General features: G+C 41.7%; 19 protein-coding genes and 1 tRNA gene. 13 read left to right on the forward strand and 7 right to left on the reverse strand.

The features are described from left to right. Positions 1–20 precede the first annotated feature (20 nt). From BC659_RS00995 to BC659_RS01005, 3 genes are all read left to right on the forward strand, one after another. The gene (locus BC659_RS00995; RefSeq protein ID WP_133472718.1) at positions 21–971 is read left to right on the forward strand and encodes a class I SAM-dependent methyltransferase; all 951 of its coding nucleotides are present in this window, start codon (positions 21–23) and stop codon (positions 969–971) included. A gap of 430 nt (positions 972–1401) precedes the next feature. Beyond that, positions 1402–1941 (forward strand): ORF6N domain-containing protein, encoded by a 540-nt coding sequence (locus tag BC659_RS01000; RefSeq protein ID WP_133472719.1) that lies wholly within the window; start codon positions 1402–1404, stop codon positions 1939–1941. 281 nt (positions 1942–2222) lie between these two features. Then, on the forward strand, positions 2223–2453 hold the full coding sequence (locus BC659_RS01005; RefSeq protein WP_133472720.1) for a hypothetical protein: 231 nt from the start codon (positions 2223–2225) through the stop codon (positions 2451–2453). A 152-nt stretch (positions 2454–2605) separates the two neighbouring features. Here the strand turns inward: BC659_RS01005 and dnaK are convergent, their stop codons facing one another. Further along, positions 2606–4516, reverse strand: coding sequence for a molecular chaperone DnaK (gene dnaK / locus BC659_RS01010; protein WP_133472721.1), 1911 nt, complete (start codon positions 4514–4516; stop codon positions 2606–2608). A 220-nt stretch (positions 4517–4736) separates the two neighbouring features. Between dnaK and BC659_RS01015 the strand changes: the two genes are divergently transcribed. Then, entirely contained in the window at positions 4737–7292 is a 2556-nt protein-coding gene (locus BC659_RS01015; protein WP_162847310.1) for a DUF5686 family protein, read from the forward strand. A 64-nt stretch (positions 7293–7356) separates the two neighbouring features. Further along, a complete protein-coding gene (locus tag BC659_RS01020; protein ID WP_133472723.1) occupies positions 7357–9567 on the forward strand; it encodes a right-handed parallel beta-helix repeat-containing protein in 2211 nt (736 codons plus the stop codon). On the opposite strand, the gene BC659_RS01025 is transcribed toward BC659_RS01020, so the two are convergent. Continuing rightward, on the reverse strand, positions 9564–10061 hold the full coding sequence (locus tag BC659_RS01025; protein ID WP_133472724.1) for a GtrA family protein: 498 nt from the start codon (positions 10059–10061) through the stop codon (positions 9564–9566). The two genes, BC659_RS01020 and BC659_RS01025, sit on opposite strands and share 4 nt — an antisense overlap. Before the next feature lie 57 nt (positions 10062–10118). On the opposite strand from BC659_RS01025, the gene argS reads away from it, so the two are divergent. Next, the gene (gene argS / locus BC659_RS01030; protein ID WP_133472725.1) at positions 10119–11930 is read left to right on the forward strand and encodes an arginine--tRNA ligase; all 1812 of its coding nucleotides are present in this window, start codon (positions 10119–10121) and stop codon (positions 11928–11930) included. A 63-nt stretch (positions 11931–11993) separates the two neighbouring features. Next, a tRNA-Leu gene (locus BC659_RS01035) sits at positions 11994–12082 on the forward strand. A gap of 932 nt (positions 12083–13014) precedes the next feature. Here BC659_RS01035 and BC659_RS01040 read toward each other — a convergent pair. Beyond that, positions 13015–13608 carry a hypothetical protein gene (locus BC659_RS01040; protein ID WP_133472726.1) on the reverse strand — a complete coding sequence of 198 codons (594 nt, stop codon included), beginning with the start codon at positions 13606–13608 and terminating at the stop codon, positions 13015–13017. A 49-nt stretch (positions 13609–13657) separates the two neighbouring features. Continuing rightward, entirely contained in the window at positions 13658–14209 is a 552-nt protein-coding gene (locus tag BC659_RS01045) for a hypothetical protein (RefSeq protein ID WP_133472727.1), read from the reverse strand. Positions 14210–14434: 225 nt separating this feature from the next. Here BC659_RS01045 and BC659_RS01050 point away from each other — a divergent pair, with 225 nt between their 5' ends. Together BC659_RS01050 and BC659_RS01055 are read left to right on the forward strand one after the other, a co-directional pair. Continuing rightward, entirely contained in the window at positions 14435–15688 is a 1254-nt protein-coding gene (locus BC659_RS01050) for a DUF2130 domain-containing protein (protein WP_133472728.1), read from the forward strand. Then, positions 15681–16787 carry a hypothetical protein gene (locus BC659_RS01055; RefSeq protein WP_246027060.1) on the forward strand — a complete coding sequence of 369 codons (1107 nt, stop codon included), beginning with the start codon at positions 15681–15683 and terminating at the stop codon, positions 16785–16787. Before BC659_RS01050 ends, BC659_RS01055 begins: the two co-directional genes overlap by 8 nt. Before the next feature lie 87 nt (positions 16788–16874). Here BC659_RS01055 and BC659_RS01060 read toward each other — a convergent pair whose 3' ends face one another. Beyond that, positions 16875–17459 (reverse strand): 4'-phosphopantetheinyl transferase family protein, encoded by a 585-nt coding sequence (locus tag BC659_RS01060; protein ID WP_246027061.1) that lies wholly within the window; start codon positions 17457–17459, stop codon positions 16875–16877. A gap of 112 nt (positions 17460–17571) precedes the next feature. Here BC659_RS01060 and dcd point away from each other — a divergent pair, with 112 nt between their 5' ends. Further along, positions 17572–18108: a dCTP deaminase gene (gene dcd / locus BC659_RS01065; RefSeq protein WP_133472730.1), complete on the forward strand. Its 537-nt coding sequence runs from the start codon at positions 17572–17574 to the stop codon at positions 18106–18108. A gap of 70 nt (positions 18109–18178) precedes the next feature. On the opposite strand, the gene BC659_RS01070 is transcribed toward dcd, so the two are convergent. Together BC659_RS01070 and BC659_RS01075 are read right to left on the reverse strand one after the other, a co-directional pair. After that, a complete protein-coding gene (locus BC659_RS01070; protein ID WP_133472731.1) occupies positions 18179–18652 on the reverse strand; it encodes a TspO/MBR family protein in 474 nt (157 codons plus the stop codon). Beyond that, positions 18639–19760, reverse strand: a complete 1122-nt coding sequence (locus BC659_RS01075; protein WP_133472732.1) for a DUF3810 domain-containing protein — start codon at positions 19758–19760, stop codon at positions 18639–18641. The genes BC659_RS01070 and BC659_RS01075 overlap by 14 nt, the downstream gene beginning before the upstream one ends. A 124-nt stretch (positions 19761–19884) precedes the next feature. Between BC659_RS01075 and BC659_RS01080 the strand changes: the two genes are divergently transcribed. Genes BC659_RS01080 through plsX form a run of 3 tightly spaced genes read left to right on the forward strand, consistent with a single transcriptional unit; the run spans position 19885 to position 21632 of the window. After that, positions 19885–20430 (forward strand): YceD family protein, encoded by a 546-nt coding sequence (locus tag BC659_RS01080; protein ID WP_133472733.1) that lies wholly within the window; start codon positions 19885–19887, stop codon positions 20428–20430. A gap of 28 nt (positions 20431–20458) precedes the next feature. Further along, positions 20459–20653 (forward strand): 50S ribosomal protein L32, encoded by a 195-nt coding sequence (gene rpmF / locus BC659_RS01085; RefSeq protein WP_078830450.1) that lies wholly within the window; start codon positions 20459–20461, stop codon positions 20651–20653. A 34-nt stretch (positions 20654–20687) separates the two neighbouring features. Next, positions 20688–21632 carry a phosphate acyltransferase PlsX gene (plsX, locus tag BC659_RS01090; protein WP_133472734.1) on the forward strand — a complete coding sequence of 315 codons (945 nt, stop codon included), beginning with the start codon at positions 20688–20690 and terminating at the stop codon, positions 21630–21632. The last annotated feature ends 127 nt before the right edge of the window (positions 21633–21759 follow it).

The following is a 21759-nucleotide window of genomic DNA, read 5'->3' on the forward strand; positions in this document are numbered from 1 at the left end:
CCACCCATTATCTTTGCGCCATGTCTGAGAGCCCTAAACTGGAAATGTTTCGCAACCGCTTACTGAAAGTGTACAAGCACCGCCATAAGCAGGCCAGAAGAATGGGCATCAGCTGTTACCGCGTTTACGACCACGACCTTCCTGAATTTCCTTTTGCGATTGAATTTTATGAGGATAAAATCTATCTCGCCGAATACCTGCGCCGACATGGTATGACCGATGAGGAACATGATGCCTGGATGGAACAATGTATTGGAGTGATCAGTGAAATAACAGGTATTAAATCTGCTTCGGTTTTTGTAAGGCAGCGAAAAAGAATGTCGCACAGGGATGAGCAGTATGAAAAAATTGACAGTAAGAAAGAATTCTTTACCGTAGAAGAAAACGGTTTGAAATTTCTGGTCAACCTCGCCGACTATCTCGACACCGGTTTATTCCTCGATCACCGGATTACAAGGCAGATGGCGAGAGAAATAGCCGCCCATAAAAGGGTATTGAATTTATTCTGTTATACAGGTTCCTTTTCTGTGTACACAGCTGCGGGAGGTGCCGCTTCTGTAACATCGGTGGACCTTTCCAAAACCTATCTGAACTGGGCAGAAGACCATATGGTGATTAACCGGTTCAAGGATAAGGACAAATACTTTTTTGTACATGCCGATGTAAAGCAATACCTGAAAACATTGGTACCCAATAGTTTTGATCTGGTGATCATGGATCCACCCACTTTCAGCAACAGCAAACGCATGAAAGATTTTCTTGACATACAACGCGACCATGTTGAATTGATCAATGATGTACTCGCTGCCATGACACCCCAGGGTACACTTTTCTTCAGTACCAATTACACAAAATTCATCCTCGAAGCCGAACAGATCAAAGCATCCGACATCAAAGACATCACCAAAGCCACTACCCCATTTGATTTTGAAGGGAAGTTGAAGCGTTGGTGTTATCGGATTATTAAATAGGAAGCTTTTAGCCTTTAGCTTTTAGAAGACACTGCTGATCTGTCAGGCTTATTACTATCAATCACTTTTTACTACAGGGCATTTATTTCTTTAGCACGATTAAGGCTAATGGCTAATAGCTAAAGAGATACTGCTGATCTGTGAGGCTCATTACCATCCACCCCCTTTTACTGCAGGGCATTTATTTCTCCAGCCCAATTAAGTAAGGCTAGTAGCTCTTAGCCATTAGCTTTCTTTCAGGCGCTTACAAATTATTTGGGATACCAAATGTTCTGCGAGAAGTACGATCATCAGCTATGATCCATCAGACAGTACTATATAAGGTATCGCAATTTGCGATACCTTATATAGGGTAATCATCGTTGTAAAATCAGGTATAAATACGGTAAAAAAACTAAGCATATCCATATAGATTAGCGAAAACATTTTTATGCCGGCAAAAAGAAAAACCAGTTTCACCGATGAAACTATTACACAGCATATTTATTTGTTGAGAGGACAGAAAATTATGCTTGACCGCGACCTCGCTAACCTGTATGAAGTTATACCCACAAGACTCAGAGAGCAGGTAAAAAGAAACCTGAAAAGATTTCCCAAACACTTCATGTTTCCACTCACCCAGAAAGAAATCAAGTTCATGGTATCGCAAAATGCGATACCTTCTTTACAACACCTGGGAGGCTCTATACCATTGGCTTTTACCGAACACGGCATTCTGATGCTGGCGAATGTTTTGAAGACAGAAAAAGCCTTGAAAGTGAGTATTCGCATCATTGAAATATTTGTACAGATGCGTGCATTGTTATCGAATAGTCAGGAAGTACTATTAAAACTGGAACAAATAGGTAAGCGTGTCGACAAACATGATGAAGACTTCGAAAACGTCTTTTCACTTTTTCAAAAACTATTGATGCAGGAATCAACCAGACGAAGAATTGGATTCAGAAGATCCAATGAAAAGGAAGAATAAGGCATTATGAGTTCTGAGCTATTAACTTTTAGAAGATACCGCTGATCTGTTAGGTTTATTAAAATCAATCAACTTTTACTGCAGGCCCTTATATTCTTTAGCACGATTAAGGCTAAAGGCTAATAGCTAATGGCTAATAGCTCTCCTCCACCTAACCAGAAATTCACCACACTTCGCATGATACGAAGTAGTAAGTAGTAACACCATGTATTTATACGCTATCGCAAGCAACCTGCTTTTTTTTCTGAAGAGAATAAATAGTTTTGAAAAAAATAAACGCCATGCATACAACAGCCCGTTTCAAGCCTTACCGTGAAGCACGTGTTTTTTCTGAGAACGAATTACTGTTTATGGAAATACAGGCCTGCCTGCTTATCTCGGAAGCTGAACGCCCCTGGTGGAAGAAACTGAGCGCCCAGGAGAAGTATCGCATCCTTTTCAGCAACCATCATTCATCTACTGCTTTTATAAAAGATTTTTCAACCAATACCACTTTGGTTCAGGAAGTGTAAACCTTACTGCAACCGAAAGGTAAAGTTTGAGTTTTGCGTATGCCTGCTGATACATACACTCCGTTATAAAATAGTTTTCTTATAAACAGGTATATAAAAAGGCCCCGTTTTTTTAAACGGGGCCTTGACAATTTATGATGCTATGCAACATTTTATTTCACTTCTTCGAACTGTGCATCTTCAACGGTATCATTTTTAGCTGATCCATTGGGTTGCTCAGCACCGGGTTGTGCTTCTGCTCCTGGCTGCGCACCTGCTTCCTGTTGTGCCTTGTAAATTTCTTCACTGGCAGCTGTCCAGGCAGTATTCATCTCAGTCATAGCAGCATCTACTGCAGCAATATCCTGATTTTTGTGTGCTTCTTTCAGTTTGGCCAAAGCCGCTTCAATCGGTGCTTTTTTATCGGCAGGAATCTTATCACCAAAATCTTTGAATTGCTTCTCGGTCTGGAAGATCAGACTATCTGCCTGGTTGAGCTTCTCTACTTTTTCGCGTGCTTCCTTATCGCTGGCTTCATTGGCTTTTGCTTCGGCTTTCATTTTTTCAATTTCTTCCTTGCTCAAACCACTACCTGCTTCGATGCGGATTTTTTGCTCCTTACCGGTTCCTTTATCTTTTGCGCTAACATGTAAAATACCGTTGGCATCAATATCAAAAGTTACTTCGATCTGAGGTACACCTCTTGGAGCCGGTGGAATACCATCGAGGTTAAAAATACCCAGGCTCTTATTCTGGTTGGCCATCGGGCGCTCACCCTGTAATACATGAATCTGTACACCGGGCTGGTTATCGCTGGCTGTAGAGAATACTTCTGTTTTCTTGGTAGGGATGGTGGTATTCGAAGGAATCATGGTGGTCATTACACTACCCATGGTTTCGATACCCAGACCCAGCGGTGTAACGTCGAGTAAGAGTACATCTTTTACTTCACCGGTTAATACGGCACCCTGAATAGCGGCACCTACGGCTACTACCTCATCGGGGTTTACACCACGGTTAGGTTTTTTACCAAAGAATTTTTCTACGATCTCCTGTACTTTAGGAATACGTGTTGAACCACCTACCAGGATCACTTCATCAATCTGTGAAGTGCTGTAACCAGCATCTTTTAATGCGGCTTCACATGGTTTTAAACAGCGTGCAAATAAATTATCGGCCAGTGCCTCAAACTTAGCGCGTGTTAATTTCAGTACAAGGTGTTTAGGTACACCATCTACCGCAGTGATATAGGGAAGGTTGATTTCTGTTTCAGCAGAAGAACTCAATTCAATTTTAGCTTTTTCAGAAGCTTCTTTCAAACGCTGTAAAGCCATAGGGTCTTTACGGAGGTCGATGGCTTCCTGGCTCTTGAACTCATCGGCCAGCCAGTCCATAATCACTTTATCAAAATCATCACCACCCAGGTGGGTATCACCATTGGTTGATTTTACTTCGAATACACCATCACCCAGTTCGAGGATAGAAATATCGAAAGTACCGCCACCGAGGTCGAATACAGCGATTTTCTGATCTACATTCTTTTTATCCAGGCCATAAGCCAGTGCCGCAGCTGTTGGTTCGTTTACGATACGACGAACATTCAGACCCGCGATTTCACCCGCTTCTTTGGTAGCCTGACGCTGTGCGTCATTGAAATAAGCCGGTACGGTAATCACCGCTTCGGTTACTTCCTGCCCCAGGTAATCTTCAGCTGTTTTCTTCATTTTCTGAAGAATCATAGCAGAAATTTCCTGTGGTGTGTATAAACGATCATCAATCGCCACGCGCACAGTATTGTTATCGCCTTTGGCTACTTTATAGCTCCAGTGGCTGATTTCTTCGGTTACTTCATCATGACGACGACCCATAAAACGCTTCACACTGGTAATGGTGTTTTGTGGGTTGGTAATAGCCTGACGTTTAGCAGGATCACCCACTTTACGCTCTCCGTTTTTCAGGAATGCTACTACGGAAGGTGTGGTTCTGCGTCCCTCATCATTTGCAATCACTACCGGCTCGTTACCTTCCATAACGGCCACACAGCTATTTGTTGTTCCAAGGTCAATGCCTATTATCTTGCCCATAACTATTGATTTCAGGTTAATAATCAGCTTATTACTGTCAATGATTATGCCACCCGACTAAAAAATGTAAAAATGGCAGAATTCTATGGCAGGCTATACCATTTTTTACAGTCAGAGACTCAAAACGTCATCGTAATTTGACTAAACAGTGTATTTAAGAGATTTTAATGACCTAAAACCTGGCAAATCATTACATTGCTCATTGCTAAACCCCGAGCATTTGAAAGCCATTCTGACCAGAACATGCTGTTTACTGACAGTTGTATTGTTTTTATTTTCAATACGACTACCAGCGCAGCTACCTACCAAAAAATTTTTATATGGCAGGGTAATCAATGATTTTACCAAGGAGGCTGTACCCTTTGCCAGCATTTTTTGGAAAAAAGCCGGCTTCGGGATTACAAGTGACAGCAGCGGCCAATTCAAACTGCGGGTCAGTCAACTGAACCATGATACACTGGTGGTGAGTTTTGTTGGGTTTGAACCAACCTATAAAGCATATATACCCCAACAAAAAGATTCCGCTTGGATGGATCTGGTAATGGCTGAAGTAAAATCCGGCGGTACGGTTGAGGTGAAATCAAAGTTTAATAAAGGATTACGCTGGTGGAAACAGATTGTTGCGCATAAAAAACAAAATAACCCCTACACATTTGAACAGTTTTCCTGCGAACTATACAGCAAAACAGAGCTAGACATTAACAATATCAATAAAAGATACTTTACAGACAAAAAACTACTGAAGCCATTTGCTTTTTTGCTGGACAATATTGATTCAGTAAGTGACCAGCGGCCCTTTTTGCCAGTTTATATGACAGAAACGCTTTCTGATTATTACGCATCCTCCAATCCGCAAAAAACAAGGGAAGAAATCCGAGCAGCCAAAACGGATGGTATGAAAAATGAGAGCGTACTTCAATTCCTGGGTGGTATGAGTCAAAAGATCAGTGTTTACGACAATAGTTCTGTTTTGTTTGGTAAAGAATTTATCAGTCCTATCAGCGATTGGGGTGATAAATATTATCATTACAAGGGTGCTGACACGCAGGTAATTGGCGGCACCAAATATTTCCACCTGCTTTTTTCACCCAAACAGGAAGGGGAAAATACTTTTAGTGGCGACTGTTGGATACACAGTGAGAACTGGGGTATTTTAAAAATCAACCTAACGATCTCTCCCACTGCCAATATCAACTTTGTAAACCGCCTCAGCCTTGTACAGGAATTTTCCTTACAGGAAAACAAGGAATGGATGTTTGCGAAAGATAAGTTTGTGATGGACTTTGCACCATTGGGTAAAGAGAATTTGTCTTTTATTGCCAAAAAAACGAACTCTTACAAACAGATTCGAATCAATGACCCGCTCATCGGTATTAAACTCCAACAGAATCATCAGCGCAATGAAGTAATCGTAGCAGACAATGCCCGCGAACAGGATAAAAAATTCTGGTCGGTACAAAGACATGAAGCGCTTTCTGAGAATGAAAAAAAGATTTATCAGATGATGGATACCATTAAAACCATTCCGGCCTTCATCAGCTATACAAAAGCCATCACTTTCATTTTTGATGGTCATAAAAAACTGGGGGTTGTGGAAATTGGTCCCTGGTATAAATGGATCAGTGGCAACCAAAAAGAAAGGATACGTGTAAGATTCGATCTGGGTACCACAGACCAATTCAGTAAACACCTCAGGTTGCACGGGTATCTGGCATATGGTTTTAAGGACCATACCTTCAAAGGCCGTTTTGATGCTACCTATAAACTACCCGGCGACAAAGGAATTACTCTTTTTGCTTCCTATACGGATGATCTTGATAATGGCAGGGTTCGATACAATGATGAAGACATTACGACTGATAATCTTTTCAGCCAACTCATTCGAAGACCGGGCATACCTCAAAAATTTTTAGGAGTGCAGGAATTTAAATTATCGGTTACCAAAGAGTGGCCAAGTAAATTATCGGTACAAACATTCTTTACCCGATCTAACTTTGAAAGCTACACACCTTTACCGCATAAAAAAATATTATTCAAAAGATCCTTCCAACATGAAATTGCCAATGCGGAAATTGGCATAAAGCTTCGTTATGCACCCGGAGAAAGAACATTTTCCCGTCATCGTAAAGACACTAAGATCAAAGGTTCTTTACCAATTGTAGAACTTCGGGCCGCTTTCTCTTCTGATGGCTTATGGGGATCGGAGTATGCGTATGAAAGAGTGGGCATGCATATTTCACAGGATGTGAGAATACCTCGCTGGGGTAAATTAAGCTATCGGATATATGGGGGCAAAATATTTACTAAAGAGGCCCTACCCTTTATGCTGATGGAAATTCATCCAGGTAATGAAATCTATTATTACAACAGGCAATCATTTAACCTGATGAACCGTTTTGAATACATAAGTGACCGCTATGCAGGTGTGCACATTGAACACAATATCGAAAAGAAGTTCCTCAATATATTGCCATTCATGCGCAAGTCTAATATACGTCAGTTCTGGAATTGTAAAGCCGTATGGGGTGATATGTCAACCGGCGGCCGCATACTCAACCACATAGAATATGCATCAGAATACAAATTACGTTCATTAAGAGGTGGCATTTATACAGAAATAGGCACCGGTTTTGAAAATATATTCAAGATACTCCGTATTGATTTTGTATGGCGCCATGCACCACTCCGCAAATTACCCGGCAATGTGAACCCCGGAGCTTTTAAGTCGACCACACAGGATTTCGGCATATTTGGAAGTGTCCGTTTTCAGTTATAACTATTACGGGTATGGAACTATAGTATCCATGCATCTCTGTTAGCAGAAAAACGTAGCTTTAAATATGAAGAAAAAAATCTGTCTGTTTTTCTTTTTCTGCTGCATCAGCATACTATCTCATGCTCAGCTTAATACGCCTGTAAAACAGGGCATGCTGGTAACTACATCCATAAAAATAGAACCCGGCATCTATACCGCTGCAGCACCTTATGACACTATGGCATGGATTGAAATAGCGGGAAAAGATATTACACTTGACATGACGGGTGTAACCCTCATAGGTACTGATGATATCAATGAACCGGATAAATTCAAAGGCATTGGCATACGCATCAGGAAAGGCTCATCACGCATAGTTATACGCCAGGCTACTTTACAGGGATTTAAAATCGGCATATATGCAGATAGTACGGAAGACCTTACTATTGAAAAGTGTACGCTCAGCTTTAATTACCGGCAAAAACTCAAGAGCAATCTTGAGAGAGAGGATATCAGTGACTGGATGAGCTATCACCATAATGAAAACCAGGAATGGCTTCGCTATGGAGCAGCGATCTATATTCATAAGGGTAAGAAAATACACATTGCTGAAAATACAGCCACCAATGGTCAGTGTGGCCTGATGCTGTCGGGAACTGAAAATGCCATTGTGCACGATAACAATTTCTCCTTTAACTCAGGTATCGGTATCGGACTTTACAGAAGCAGTTTTAATAATTTTTACCACAACCGGCTTGATTATAATGTACGAGGCTATAGTCATGGTAAATACAAACGAGGTCAGGACAGTGCCGGCTTCCTGGTTTTTGAACAGTGCAACGACAATATTTTTGCCTTCAACAGTGCCACGCATAGCGGAGATGGCTTTTTTCTCTGGGCAGGCCAGCATACTATGGATACGGGTGAGGGTGGTTGTAATGATAACTTCATTTATGGCAATGATTTTTCCTATGCCCCTACCAATGGCGTAGAAGTTACATTTAGCAGAAACCTGGTTATGAAAAATGTGATCCGTGATTGTGATCATGGTATCTGGGGTGGCTATAGCTATGGCAGCGATTTTACCGATAACGATTTTGCATTCAACAGAATTGGTATTGCCATTGAGCATGGGCAGGACAATAATATTGCCATCAATCGCTTTCTGTACGATAAAACGGCTATTAAATTATGGTCGCGCGCCAGCCAACCTGCCGACTGGACATATGCGCAGGTAAAAGATACCAGAAGCATGAATTATTGGATTGCGGCAAATCAGTTTACTGCTGTAGAAACCGTGTACGATATTATGGGAACGGATACGGTAGCTTTCAGCGGCAACCAGAAAATGGCTTATACCGTTAACCTGAAACTGGGGGAAAGAACCAATGATATAGATACTTCACGTGAAGAGGATCCTTTGGATATGGATTATGTACCGGATGAAAGACTGAAAAAAGTACCTGTTACCCGAAGACCCGAATCCACCATTCCGAAAGGCAAAGAAAATATCCGTATTACCCCATGGGGGCCTTATAATTTTGAATACCCGCTGTTATGGCTGAAAAGTATTGATAGTACTGGTGTATACCATTTTGAAATACTGGGCAAAACAGGTTCCTGGAACATTAAAGAGCTGAATGGTTTTGAAATAGTGGAGAAAGGAAAAGATAGCTTTCCATCTTCAATGATCGCAAAACCGGTAACGAATAGTTATGTAAAATACATTCGTTTAGCTTACGAAGGACCGTCTTACATCAATCAGTTTGGGAAAGAAGAAGATACCGGTAGCTTGTTTGAATACGAGGAATTCACACCCAAACAACAATGGGTTACCAAATGGTTTCAATGGGATGGCAGCGCTGATCCCTTACTGGCCAATGAGGCTTTTATGAACCTGTTACAATCAACACCTGTACATACAGACACCCTCTCCAAACTGGATTTCACCTGGTGGGGTGCTATTGGCAAGAATTTACCTGCCGATTCTTTTGCTACCGATGCAGTTACGACGATTGAAACAGAAAAAGGATTTTATGATATTGCAGTTACGGCCGATGATTTTGTAAGAGTATATGTGGATGGTAAACTGGCTATTGATGGATGGGATCCGAAATATACCCTTTACGACGAATATACCCATCACCGTGCGCGTATTGAAATGACAAAGGGTAAGCACCAGATCAGGGTGATACATGCAGAGAAAAGTGGTATTGCTACACTTATGTTTTATATGAATCCGGTAAAGGGTAAAACAGAAATGCCCATATACCAGATGCGTATCATGAACAACTAAGCAGCCGGGGCTTTAAACGTAAAATTCTTCTGGGAGAAATAACTGAAAGCCACCACAAAAAAAGTGGTCACGATTTTAGAAGCAGTTGGGTACCATCCGAATACTTCTACAAAGATTTTCAGAAATATATAGTTCAGAAAGAAGCATCCCAGTACCACCAGAAAATACTTGCTGAGTTGTTTTCTTTTGGCAACCGATGTTTCCTGAAATACCACATACCTGCTCAGGTAAAAACCCGTAGGGAAAGTAACCACAAAAGCAGCCAGGAAAGCAGCGATATGCGCACTGATGGCTATAAAAGGCAGGTGCAGGGTTTGTTTCTGAAAAATATAGTTATAGGAAACAAAGAATAAAAGAATATCAAGACTGGTATTAAACCCACCGCAGGCAGCATAACGATAGGTTTGCAGGGGCATGATTTTTTTAAAAACGGGATAGAAAAAATCAACCACTGCCAGAACAAAAGCCCGTATATGTTCGTGTAAGTTTAGCATGAACACGGCGAAGGTAGGGCTTAATTAATTACTTTTGCCGCCGTAACTATTATGAATATGAGTGTTGTAGACCAGATAAAATTGGCAGCATCGGCAGCTATTAAGGCTTTATACCAGGTTGATATGCAACCCGGAGAGGTATTGGTAAATGCTACCAAACCTGAATTCGAAGGCGATTACACAGTGGTATTGTTTGCCCTGGTGAAACAGTTAAAAAAGTCGCCTGATGCACTCGGTGAAGAAATGGGAAAAGCATTGGTAGAAGCCAACCCTGCATTATTCAGTGGTTACAATATCATTAAAGGCTTTTTGAATTTATCGGTAGCCGATTCGTATTGGTTACAGTTTCTGGGTCATTCATTTCCAGATAGCCGTTTCGGTTTCAGCAAACCCACTGCAGAGAAAGTGATGGTTGAATACTCTTCTCCCAACACGAATAAACCCCTACACCTCGGTCATTTAAGAAACAATTTTCTGGGATGGAGCATTGCCGAGATATTAAAAGCTACCGGTAATGAAGTAGTGAAAACCTGTATTGTGAACGACCGTGGTGTTCACATTTGTAAAAGTATGATTGCCTGGCAGCGATTTTCAAATGGAGAAACCCCTGCCAGTACCGGTACCAAGGGCGATCATTTTGTAGGTGATTATTATGTAAAATTCAACGATGCCTATAAAGCTGAAATCGCTGAACTCGTAGCCGGTGGTATGGGTACAGAACAGGCAGAAAAAGAAGCCCCCATCATGAAAGCCACCCAGCAGATGTTGATAGACTGGGAAGCCGGCAAACCCGAAGTAATGGAACTATGGCGTACCATGAACGGCTGGGTATATGAAGGTTTCAACGCCACTTATCAGCGAATTGGCAGCGACTTTGATAAAACTTATTACGAAAGCAATACCTACCTCCTGGGTAAAGACCTGGTGGAAACCGGTTTACAAAAAGGCGTGTTCTACCAGAAAGAAGATGGTAGCGTATGGATTGACCTCACGGCAGATGGACTGGATGAAAAACTGGTAAGAAGAAAGGACGGTACTTCTGTATACATAACACAGGACATTGGCCTGGCCGAACAAAAACAAAAAGAGTTCAATGCCAGTCAGAGTATTTATGTAGTGGGAGATGAACAGAATTATCATTTTAAAGTACTGAAACTGATCTGTCAGAAGCTTCAATTACCTTCTGCTGATGGTATTTATCATCTCAGCTATGGCATGGTTGAATTGCCATCCGGTAAAATGAAGAGCCGTGAAGGCACCGTGGTGGATGCGGATGATCTAGTGGAGGAAATGGTGAATATCGCACGCCAGAAAACAGAAGAACTCGGCAAGGTGAAAGATTTTACGGCAGAAGAACTCACCGATTTATATGACACCATTGGTTTGGGTGCGTTGAAGTTTTTCCTGTTACGGGTGGATCCCAAAAAGAAAATGATCTTTAACCCGGAAGAAAGTATCGATTTCCATGGATTTACAGGGCCCTTTATACAGTACACCCATGCAAGAATCAAAAGCATTCTGCGGAAGGCGGGCGTGAATGGAGAATGGTCAATGGTCAATAACAAGGAAAATTCACCATTGACCATTCATCATTCACCTCTCCTCCCTCTGGAAAAAGCCCTGCTCCTCACCCTTGAACAGTTTCCGGCTGTATTAAGGGAAGCGGCTGCAGAACATGATCCGTCTAAAGTGGCCATTTTTGTATTTAACCTGGCTAAGACCTTTAATTCATTTTATACAGAGCATTCGATTGCCAATGCAGAAACGGAGGAAAAGAAACAGCTTCGTTTACAACTGTCTCAGTTAACGGCACAGAGTCTGCATAATGGTATGTCAGTTTTGGGCATCAGGGTTCCGGAACGGATGTAAATAAAATCTTCGGAAGGCTTTGTATTAATTTCCTGAATACTGTACATTTGCCGTCCCAAAGATGCGGAGGTGGCGAAATTGGTAGACGCACTACTTTGAGGTGGTAGCGCCTTTTACCGGGCGTGGGAGTTCGAATCTCCTCTTCCGCACCAAACCCAGATATGTTTACATAGCTGGGTTTTTTATTGATATTATTCTACTTCGTTCGCTAATGATACAGTTTTAATAAAAACTACTTGTAGTGGTAGTCCCCACAGTACTGTGGGGATGGGAGTTCGAATCTCCTCTTCCGCACCAAACCCAGATATGTTTACTTAGCTGGGTTTTTTATTGATATTATTCTACTTCGTTCGCTAATGATACAGTTTTAATAAAAACTACTTGTAGTGGTAGTCCCCACAGTACTGTGGGGATGGGAGTTCGAATCTCCTCTTCCGCACCAAACCCAGATATGTTTACTTAGCTGGGTTTTTTATTGATATTATTCTACTTCGTTCGCTAATGATACAGTTTTAATAAAAACTACTTGTAGTGGTAGTCCCCACAGTACTGTGGGGATGGGAGTTCGAATCTCCTCTTCCGCACCAAACCCAGACATGTTTACATAGCTGGGTTTTTTATTGATATTATTCTACTTCATTCGATAATGATACAGTTTTAATAAAAACTACTTGTAGTGGTAGTCCCCACAGTACTGTGGGGATCGGAGTTCGAATCTCCTCTTCCCCACCAAACCCAGATATGTTTACATAGCTGGGTTTTTTATTGATATTATTCTACTTCATTCGATAATGATACAGTTTTAATAAAAACTACTTGTAGTGGTAGTCCCCACAGTACTGTGGGGATCGGAGTTCGAATCTCCTCTTCCCCACCAAACCCAGATATGTTTACATAGCTGGGTTTTTTATTGATATTATTCTACTTCATTCGATAATGATACAGTTTTAATAAAAACTACTTGTAGTGGTAGTCCCCACAGTACTGTGGGGATGGGAGTTCAAATCTCCTCTTCCGCACCAAACCCAGATTAGAATAAACGAAACCTGTGCACTGCAAAAGTGAACCTCAGTTCAGCCTGTAATTATTTCAATGTAACTTCCACTATCTCCCCATCCGCTTTAATTTCAACAAACTGTTCCAGCCGGTGATTTTTAGATTTACTGTATCGCTGCTTCTGGTAATATTTTGTGCCATAGGAATTGGTTCCCACTTCCACATCTGATGTATAGTTTTGTGTTGTAGTCATGAAAGTCTGGATAAAATATTTTCCTGGCTTTAGCTGACCGAATGTAAACCTGCCGTAAGCATCTGTTTTTGCTTCTATCCTGAACCTGGCGGCTATTTCTGATAAATACACTTTTGTTCTTTTATCTTCTCTTTTTTCTCTTAACTTATGCCAATCCATCAGGTAATTGGTTACAGGAAACAGCGTTACCACCACATTGGATCCATATTGCTTTCCGCCAACAAGTGCCAGCTTATTGGTTTTTACATATACCAGGCCTTTAATCGTTGCATTTCCATAAGCGATGAGTTTTTTTGCTGCAACCGAATCAAATACAGTTTCCGGGTAAACGATACGTTCCTGTTGTTTATTTGCCAGCCGATCTGCCTGCTTAATAGAATTACATGCCATCCCGGCCATCACTAAGCATAAAATGAAATAATTTTTCATAAAACTGATACTATCCGGTTATGAAATTTAATGACGTATTATCGGATTATTAGAACACTGATTTACAGGTAAAAGAGTAGCTGTTAAGTGCGCCGGCAACCCCGCCGTTTACATCCAGCTTTTTGTTTAAGGTTATGCCATTATCGATGGTAACCCTGTATTGATTATTCACTTTCGTAACCTGCGCCTTGGCAGTACCTGATGCATAATTATACAATGTACTTCCTGTAGAAGTGGCCGTACCAATAGAGCAATCTATAGAAAGGATTTTATTAGCCGCGTTGGCGGCAGTAAATGCGGTTTCAGATACCAGCGTATATTCACCCGGACCCTGATCAAAAAACTTAACGGTAAGTGCACTGCCGGAAAAAACACCCTGTGTAGGGGCACCGGCTGTTGTTGCCTGAATAATGTAGAGATTGGCGCCTGCTACATTCGAACTGCTCTGACTACTCGCTCCCCTGGCATAGGTATAAGTACCCATATTCCAACTGCTTTCAGGTGTTCCGGGTGTGGTTCCAGAACCTGAGTCTGATTTTGAACAGGACATCATCACTGCAAAAAGAGCACTAATGGCATACAATGTTTTTACGGTACGCATAGATATTGGTTTTAAATACTGAAATAATAATGCAGGGTAAAACTATACACTACCTATGCGATTTTTTCTTAATTTCAACCAGTTGATTTTATAGGTCTACAAACAACAGGTTTGGGGCTTTAGATGACATCCGAAAAAATTTGGCCAGTTAAAAAACAGGCTTGCTGATGCGAAACGAAGTTTTTTCTTCTCTATCCGAATAGTATTACTTTGTAAAAAAATTCCATGGCTGATTTTATTATACATTGTCCCAATTGCAACCACCAGTTTGAGCCCGGAGATTCCATCCGTGAAGAAGTGCAACGTGAACTGCGTGGACAAATGGTGGACTGGCAAAAAAAGAAAGACGAAGAATTCAGACAAAAAGAACAGGCTTTTCAACAACAGCTTCAATTAAAAGAAGAAGAAACCAGCAAAAAGATTGCGGCTGAAAAAAAGAAACTGGAAGAAGAATTAAAGGAATCGCTCCGTAAAAATATCAGTGCCGATTTTGAGAACCAGTTGAAAATGTTGCAGGAAGCCGATAAAGAAAAAGAAGAAAAACTAAAAGAAGCGCGCAAAAAAGAACTGGAATTTCTGCAGAAAGAACAGGCTCTCAAAACCAAAGAGGAAGAACTGGAATTGTCTTTGCAGCGACAACTCATAGAAGAAAGAGAAAAGCTGAAAGAACAATTGGCAAAAGAAGAAGCAGAAAAACTCAGCATCAAGGAACAGGAATACCAGTTGCGGATGAAAGAAATGGAAAAGCAGATTGAGGACCAGAAAAAACTGGTAGAAGAAATGCGCCGAAAATCTGAACAGGGCAGTATGCAGTTACAGGGTGAAGTGCAGGAATTGATGCTGGAAGCTTTATTACAAACCACTTTCCCTTTCGATAAGATTGAAGAAGTGGGCAAAGGTGTAAGAGGCGCCGACTGTATTCAAACCGTTCGCAACCAGTTTGGAAATGAATCAGGCAAGATCATTTATGAAAGTAAGCGAACCAAAGATTTTGCCAATGACTGGATCGAGAAACTCAAAACCGATATGCGTAACCTGGGTGCTGATGTAGCTGTGATCGTTACACAGGCATTACCAAAGGATATGGAACGTTTTGGAGAAAAGGATGGCGTATATATCTGCACATTCGCTGAAGTAAGAAGCGTTGCCTTATTGTTACGTAATGCATTACTGAAAATTGCAGATGCCAAAAAAAGCCAGGAAAACAAAGGCGATAAAATGGTGATGTTATACGATTACCTGATCGGCTCTGAATTCAGTGAGCAATGGAAAGCCATCCGCGAAGGATTTATGACCATGAAACTCAGTATACAGAAAGAAAGGGATGCTATGGAGAAACTCTGGAAAGCCAGGGAAAAACAACTGGAAAAAGTTTTACTGAATGCGGCCCATATCAAAGGATCTATTGAAGGTATTGCCGGCGCAGATGCCGTAAACCTGAACCTGCTGGAAGACAATGAACCCCTGATACTTGAGTAATGTATTCGGACATATCATTTCATCGGGCGAAGCTGAAAAACCTTCAAAAAAGAAGCCCATCTTTCCCGTTAATGATCAATTACGCAAGTACCTCTTACATTACAGCCGTGAAGTAAAGTTACCGGTGAGTTACCGCGACCTGCAACGATATACCTATTCTGTTCCATTGAAAGACAGACAGGGGAAAGAAACTTCCTGGGAAAAGGTTTCTTACGATATGCGTGAATGGGAATACCTGCGTGAAAACCTGGTACGCATTTATGCCATTCTGAAAACAGAAGGTGACATGAGTTTCATTAAACACCTCGATGTAGCCAGGATCGATTTTTGTTATTTCGGCAATAGTCAGCCTTTCCGCATTCGCATTGTCAATAAATTCAACGACAATTACGACCACTATTATATAAAACAGGCAGATGCCAGTCGTGTGTATGGCCTCGAACTGGAACACCTCCTCTCCCCTAACCGTATGACCTATTTTACGGATCGTGACACATTGATAGAGGAACATATACCCGGTATTCCGGGTGATATTTTTATTGCTGATCATCTCCATAGTTCCAATACCAACCTTATCCGTCTGGCGAAAGAATTCGTAAAATTCAATGAACGCTGTTTTGTACAGTTACTGGGCGATATGCGTTCCTATAATTTTGTGGTAAACATTATTCCCGATATAGAAGATTTCCAATACCGTATACGCGCGATAGACTTCGACCAGCAATCGTATGAAGGCAGAAAGAATTTATACCTGCCACAATTCTTCAAAGAAAATAAGGCCCTGGTGGATATTGTATTGCAACACCTCAATACCGCTTCCATTGCACAATACCAGGCAGAAGAAAGAACCATGATGACCTATCGTCTGGTATCATCACGCTACAGGGTAAAAGAGCTACTGGATATTATGAGTAAGGATACCATTTCTACCAAAGAAAAACTCGAACAACTCAAGCTGGAACTCGCTCAACATTTCAATGCATCCGCTTCTTTCAGCAAAGCCCGCACCATGGGACAGCTGGTAAAACGTCAACTCAAACAAACCCTTCAAAACAACCTGCTCCTGATACCAAAATCAAAAAGCAGGTTTGATGACTGAAGAAACAGAGAAATAAGGAATAAGAAATAAGGAAGTAAAACATCGTTCACTTTCACATTTCATATTTCATATTTCTTATTCCTTATTTCACCCCTCTCCTTTCGTCCAAACAAGCGTAAGGTTACCATGCAACTGATAGTGCAGTATGAGCGGATAGGTTTGTTCTTTTACAAAGCTGGTTTTCAGGGTTCCTTCCGGTTTATCGGGGAGCTCGTAAATGCGAAGAACTTCACTGAAATCTACATCGCCATTGCCCCACCATTTAAACATGGCTTCTTTGGCACTCCATAATAAGGTAAGTAATGTTATAGGGTCGACTGCTGATTGTTGTAACATCAGCAGTTCATCGGGATGCAGAAATTTATGTTTGATCTTTTCTACCCTTGGTGTGAGCAATTCAATATCAATGCCTACCCTGTCTGTCCGGCTTACAATTGCGGCTGCATAATCGCCACAATGTGAAATAGAAAAATGGTATTGTTCATCCGGCAGAAAAGGTTTTCGTGTATCGGCAATAGCAATGGCTTCTGAAGGAAAATCAGGAAAGAGGTAACCTAACAAATAACGGCCTGCCAGGTGCTGCAAACGTTTATGCGGATGGGTGATTTCTTTGGTGAGACTTACTGTTTCCAGAAAAAATGATGCCGGTTCAACAATCTTCCAGACTGCCAAACGGGTTTCTTCGTTGATATCTTGTTGATAAAACAGCGGCACCCTGAACGTTGAGCGTTTTAGATTGCAGATTTAAGATTTATTTGCATCCCAACCCAAAACAAATTCAGGAATGATTCTCACCGACAAGCGCATTTTAGAGGAAATGGACAAAGGCACCATTAAAATTGAACCGTATAACCGTGCCGATCTGGGTAGCAACAGCTATGATGTACACCTCGGTAAAACACTGGCTGTATATGTAGATAAGGTACTGGATGCAAAAAAGCATAACAAGATCGAATACTTCGATATACCTGATGAGGGTTTTATTTTGGAACCCGATAAATTTTACCTCGGTGTAACGCTTGAATACACCGAAACCCATGCGCATGTGCCTTTTCTGGAAGGAAAATCATCAACAGGTCGTTTGGGTATCGACATACATGCCACTGCCGGTAAAGGTGATGTAGGTTTCTGTGGCAACTGGACCCTTGAAATTTCCTGCAAACAGCCGGTACGTGTGTACCATGGTATGCCCATCGGACAACTCATCTACTTCCCCGTAGAAGGAGAAATAGAAGTAAAATACAACCAGAAATCCAACGCCAAATACAGCGGCCAACCCAATAAGCCGGTGGAGAGTATGATGTGGAAGAACAAGTTTTAAAAGTGAGTAGTGAGTAGTCAGTATTGAGTAAAACACCCCTGCTCACTACTGACTACTCACTACTCACTAACTAATTCAATCTCCAAATCGCCCCATTCAAAAGCATGGCGAAGCTTACCCAGGATATGTAGGGTACCAGCAGCCAGGCAGCTGTTTTGGAAAACCTGGCAAAGGAAAATATGGTGATGAGAATTGTGATCCACAAGAGTATCATTTCAGCCAGCGCCCATCCGGTCGCATGCATGCCGAAGAAAATAAAGGACCAGCAAAAGTTCAGTACAAACTGAATGATAAATACAGACAGGGCTCTGTTACGCTCAGGTGATGGTGGCTGTTTCCATACCAGGTAGTAACTGATACCCATTAAAATATACAGGGTTGTCCAAACCGGCCCAAACAGCCAGTTCGGTGGATTAAAAGAGGGCTTGGTTAATCCTGCATACCAGGTGGGTATTTCGGGTGCCGTTACCAGACCACCCACAGCACCTAACACCACTGTTACACTTACTGCTGAAATTAATTTTATCAGATCATTTCTTTTCATATTTCTTATTATAGGCGATTAACCAACCAATGACTTCGTCATAACTTTTCAATCCGGCTTCCTGATTATTGATGCGCAGGTACTGATCGTAAAGATTATTCAGTGTTGCAGAACTTTTATGCTGTCTTTGCTGAAAAAATTCACGCACTTCTTTCCTGTCTTTTCTTACCAGTGTATCCAATCTTTCCCGATTCAGTTGTATCACCTGCTGAAACCGGGTTGAATCTTTATCCATAGCCAATAGAAACAATTCCTCTCGTTGTGCATAACTGAACAGATCATTATAAGCCGAGTACCTGAAAAAAGGATCATCTGTTGCCAGCGATGCTATAAAGCCTACCATATTAGCTTCGCTTTCACTCGCATAACCCAGTTGATGCGCTATTTCGTGCGTTGCTACAAAAGGTAACACTAATCTGGGAACATCTGTTCGAACCTGCGCTTCTCCCGTAAATGGATTATAGTATCCGGTAAAACCCATCCAGTCGGCCAGGCCATTAAACAAACTGGGTTTAATGGATCGATGGGAATAATGCAGAAAGCTATACGTATCCCATGCACGGGCATAACCAATACCTGCCATCCTGAAAATACTGTCTACAGAAGGCTCTGGCAGCAGGGTATCTTTCAAACGTGCCCGGCAGGCATTCAGGCTGTCTATTAAACGATTGGTTAATTGTATCACTTCCTCGGTCTGGTAGCCTTTCTTCGAAAGCTTTAACTGATAGGCAATACCCAGCCGGTCGTAATTCAGTCCCCATAAAAGCCTGAATACAATGTAAATCCAAAGTATTTTACTAAAGAGATTCAGCAAGATCTGAACCAGTACAGCCCTGTTCCAGCCCGATTTGCGAAGTTGGATCAGGGATCTTACAAATGCAGCTATTAAACTGATAATGAACAAGATATACAAACAGTCTCCAATACTGAAAGGTGCCCATCTGGTTAATACCCTGAGCGTTGATGAAATGCCTTTATAGATACCGGTACTATACCAGTTTTCAATGATTTTCGGGAAATAACCCAACACATGCAGCACCAACGCCAGCAAAAGCAAAAAAGCGGGTCTGATAAACAAGAGAGGTGATAATTTCGTCACTGGTTTCATGGATACAAATATGCTAAATCCCCTTGATTCAGGTCTGTTGATAAGTTCAAAGGCCTAAAAACACAAGTTTCTCTTGGCATTTACGCCATTTTGGTCTACCTTTGCAAGCCCTTAAAAATCGGTTATGAGTCATCGGCGGGAATTTGAGATAGCTTTTGTGGGTTTGAAACCGGGGACTCATGTATATGAATACCGTATTGAGGATAAGTTCTTTGGTGGTTACGGAGAGCAGGATTTTAAAAACTGTAATGCCAATATAAAACTGAGTCTGGAGAAGAATAACAACTTCATGCAACTCAGGTTTGATATTGACGGATCAGTGGAAAGTACCTGCGACAGATGCGGAAACCAACTACCCATGCAGCTTTGGGATGAATTCAACATCATTGTTAAAATGGTGGATGACCCCGAAGTAATGAATGAGCAGGAAGAAGACCCGGATGTATATTATATAAGCCGTGGAGAGAGCCATCTGTACCTGAGTGACTGGATTTATGAATTCATAAACCTCAGTATACCATTACAGAAAATGTGTAAAGAAAGTGAGATGGGTGGCCCCCAGTGCAATAAAGAAGTACTGGAGAAGCTGAGGAAAATGGAAGAAGAAGCACAGAAAGACAACCATACCACTGTATGGAAGGGGTTGGAAAAATTTAAGGACCTGGAATAAACATTATTGATACTCTAAAATTCGAGATATGCCGAATCCTAAACGCAGACATTCACAGCAGCGCAGTGCTAAAAGAAGAACGCACTATGTGGCACAGGAAGTTACATTGAGCAAAGACAGCACAACAGGTGAAACCCACGTACGCCATCGTGCACACGTGAGCGAAGGTAAATTGTTCTATAAAGGTAAACTGGTAGCTGAAAAAGCACCTCTGAAAGCTTAATCCTTTTAGTTCAATTTAACGAAGCTTACGACGCATGAATATTGGCATAGACATGATGGGTGGAGATTTTGCACCGTTAGAAGCGGTGAAAGGACTGAAACTTTATCTGTCTGCCGGTACACCTGCTGCTTCACTATATTTAATAGGTGATGAAACCCTGGTGAATCCTTTACTGGAAGAGCATCAGGTTTCATCACCTAATTTGCATTTAATACATGCTCCCGAAGTCATCGGATACCACGAGCATCCTACCAAAGCATTAAAAGAAAAGCAACGCTCTTCCATTGCCATCGGATTTCACCTGCTGGCAACGGGAAAAATTGATGCTTTTATCAGTGCCGGTAATACAGGCGCTATGCTGGTGGGTGCCATGTATAGTATTAAACCCATTCCGGGTGTGGCCAGACCAACCATTGCCACGATCATTCCCAAACTCAATGGTGGAACGGGATTATTGGCAGACGTTGGACTCAATGCCGATTGCAAACCTGAACAACTGAATCAGTTTGCCTTATTGGGTAGCCTCTATGCCCAGCATATCCTCAATATTCAGCAACCCAGTGTTGGACTGATGAATGTGGGAGAAGAGGAAGGCAAAGGCAATATTCTGGCACAGGCCACTTATCCCCTGCTCAAAGAAAATTCACAAATACAATTTATCGGAAACATTGAGGGCCGCGACATTTTTGGCGACAAAGCCGATGTGATGGTCTGCGATGGTTTTACCGGTAATATTATCCTCAAAATGGCGGAATCTATCTATGATATCGCCCGCCAGCGCAACCTGGCTTCCGACAGTTATTTCAGCCGTTTCCATTACGAAAACTATGGTGGTACACCGGTGTTGGGTGTAGCCAAACCTGTTATTATTGGTCATGGCATCAGTAACGACAAAGCCTTCATGAACATGATTGGCCTGGCTGCAAAAATGATCGAAACCGATCTTTGCGGTAAGATGGCAGCTAGTTTCAGCGCATAATCAGCAACTATTTATTGCCACTAAATCACTGAATTACTCAGAAATACCCCCATGTTTCCCTTAGTGTAGGCTGTTTCAACCTCTTTTTCATCCCGTATTATTACCACTCATCACAAAGTGTAAAAAT

Origin of the sequence: Sediminibacterium goheungense (genome assembly GCF_004361915.1) — a bacterium.
Taxonomy (GTDB): Bacteria; Bacteroidota; Bacteroidia; order Chitinophagales; family Chitinophagaceae; genus Sediminibacterium; species Sediminibacterium goheungense.

Bases quoted from the DNA above. Each gene is read 5' to 3' on its own strand.
- BC659_RS01075 (WP_133472732.1), bottom strand. From the start codon at position 19,760: ATGAAACCAGTGACGAAATTATCACCTCTCTTGTTTATCAGACCCGCT.
- BC659_RS01005 (WP_133472720.1), top strand. From the start codon at position 2,223: ATGCATACAACAGCCCGTTTCAAGCCTTACCGTGAAGCACGTGTTTTT.
- BC659_RS01045 (WP_133472727.1), bottom strand. From the start codon at position 14,209: ATGCGTACCGTAAAAACATTGTATGCCATTAGTGCTCTTTTTGCAGTG.
- BC659_RS01040 (WP_133472726.1), bottom strand. From the start codon at position 13,608: ATGAAAAATTATTTCATTTTATGCTTAGTGATGGCCGGGATGGCATGT.
- BC659_RS01070 (WP_133472731.1), bottom strand. From the start codon at position 18,652: ATGAAAAGAAATGATCTGATAAAATTAATTTCAGCAGTAAGTGTAACA.
- plsX (WP_133472734.1), top strand. From the start codon at position 20,688: ATGAATATTGGCATAGACATGATGGGTGGAGATTTTGCACCGTTAGAA.
- dcd (WP_133472730.1), top strand. From the start codon at position 17,572: ATGATTCTCACCGACAAGCGCATTTTAGAGGAAATGGACAAAGGCACC.
- rpmF (WP_078830450.1), top strand. From the start codon at position 20,459: ATGCCGAATCCTAAACGCAGACATTCACAGCAGCGCAGTGCTAAAAGA.
- BC659_RS01000 (WP_133472719.1), top strand. From the start codon at position 1,402: ATGCCGGCAAAAAGAAAAACCAGTTTCACCGATGAAACTATTACACAG.
- BC659_RS01080 (WP_133472733.1), top strand. From the start codon at position 19,885: ATGAGTCATCGGCGGGAATTTGAGATAGCTTTTGTGGGTTTGAAACCG.
- BC659_RS01020 (WP_133472723.1), top strand. From the start codon at position 7,357: ATGAAGAAAAAAATCTGTCTGTTTTTCTTTTTCTGCTGCATCAGCATA.
- dnaK (WP_133472721.1), bottom strand. From the start codon at position 4,516: ATGGGCAAGATAATAGGCATTGACCTTGGAACAACAAATAGCTGTGTG.
- BC659_RS01025 (WP_133472724.1), bottom strand. From the start codon at position 10,061: ATGCTAAACTTACACGAACATATACGGGCTTTTGTTCTGGCAGTGGTT.
- argS (WP_133472725.1), top strand. From the start codon at position 10,119: ATGAGTGTTGTAGACCAGATAAAATTGGCAGCATCGGCAGCTATTAAG.
- BC659_RS01050 (WP_133472728.1), top strand. From the start codon at position 14,435: ATGGCTGATTTTATTATACATTGTCCCAATTGCAACCACCAGTTTGAG.
- BC659_RS00995 (WP_133472718.1), top strand. From the start codon at position 21: ATGTCTGAGAGCCCTAAACTGGAAATGTTTCGCAACCGCTTACTGAAA.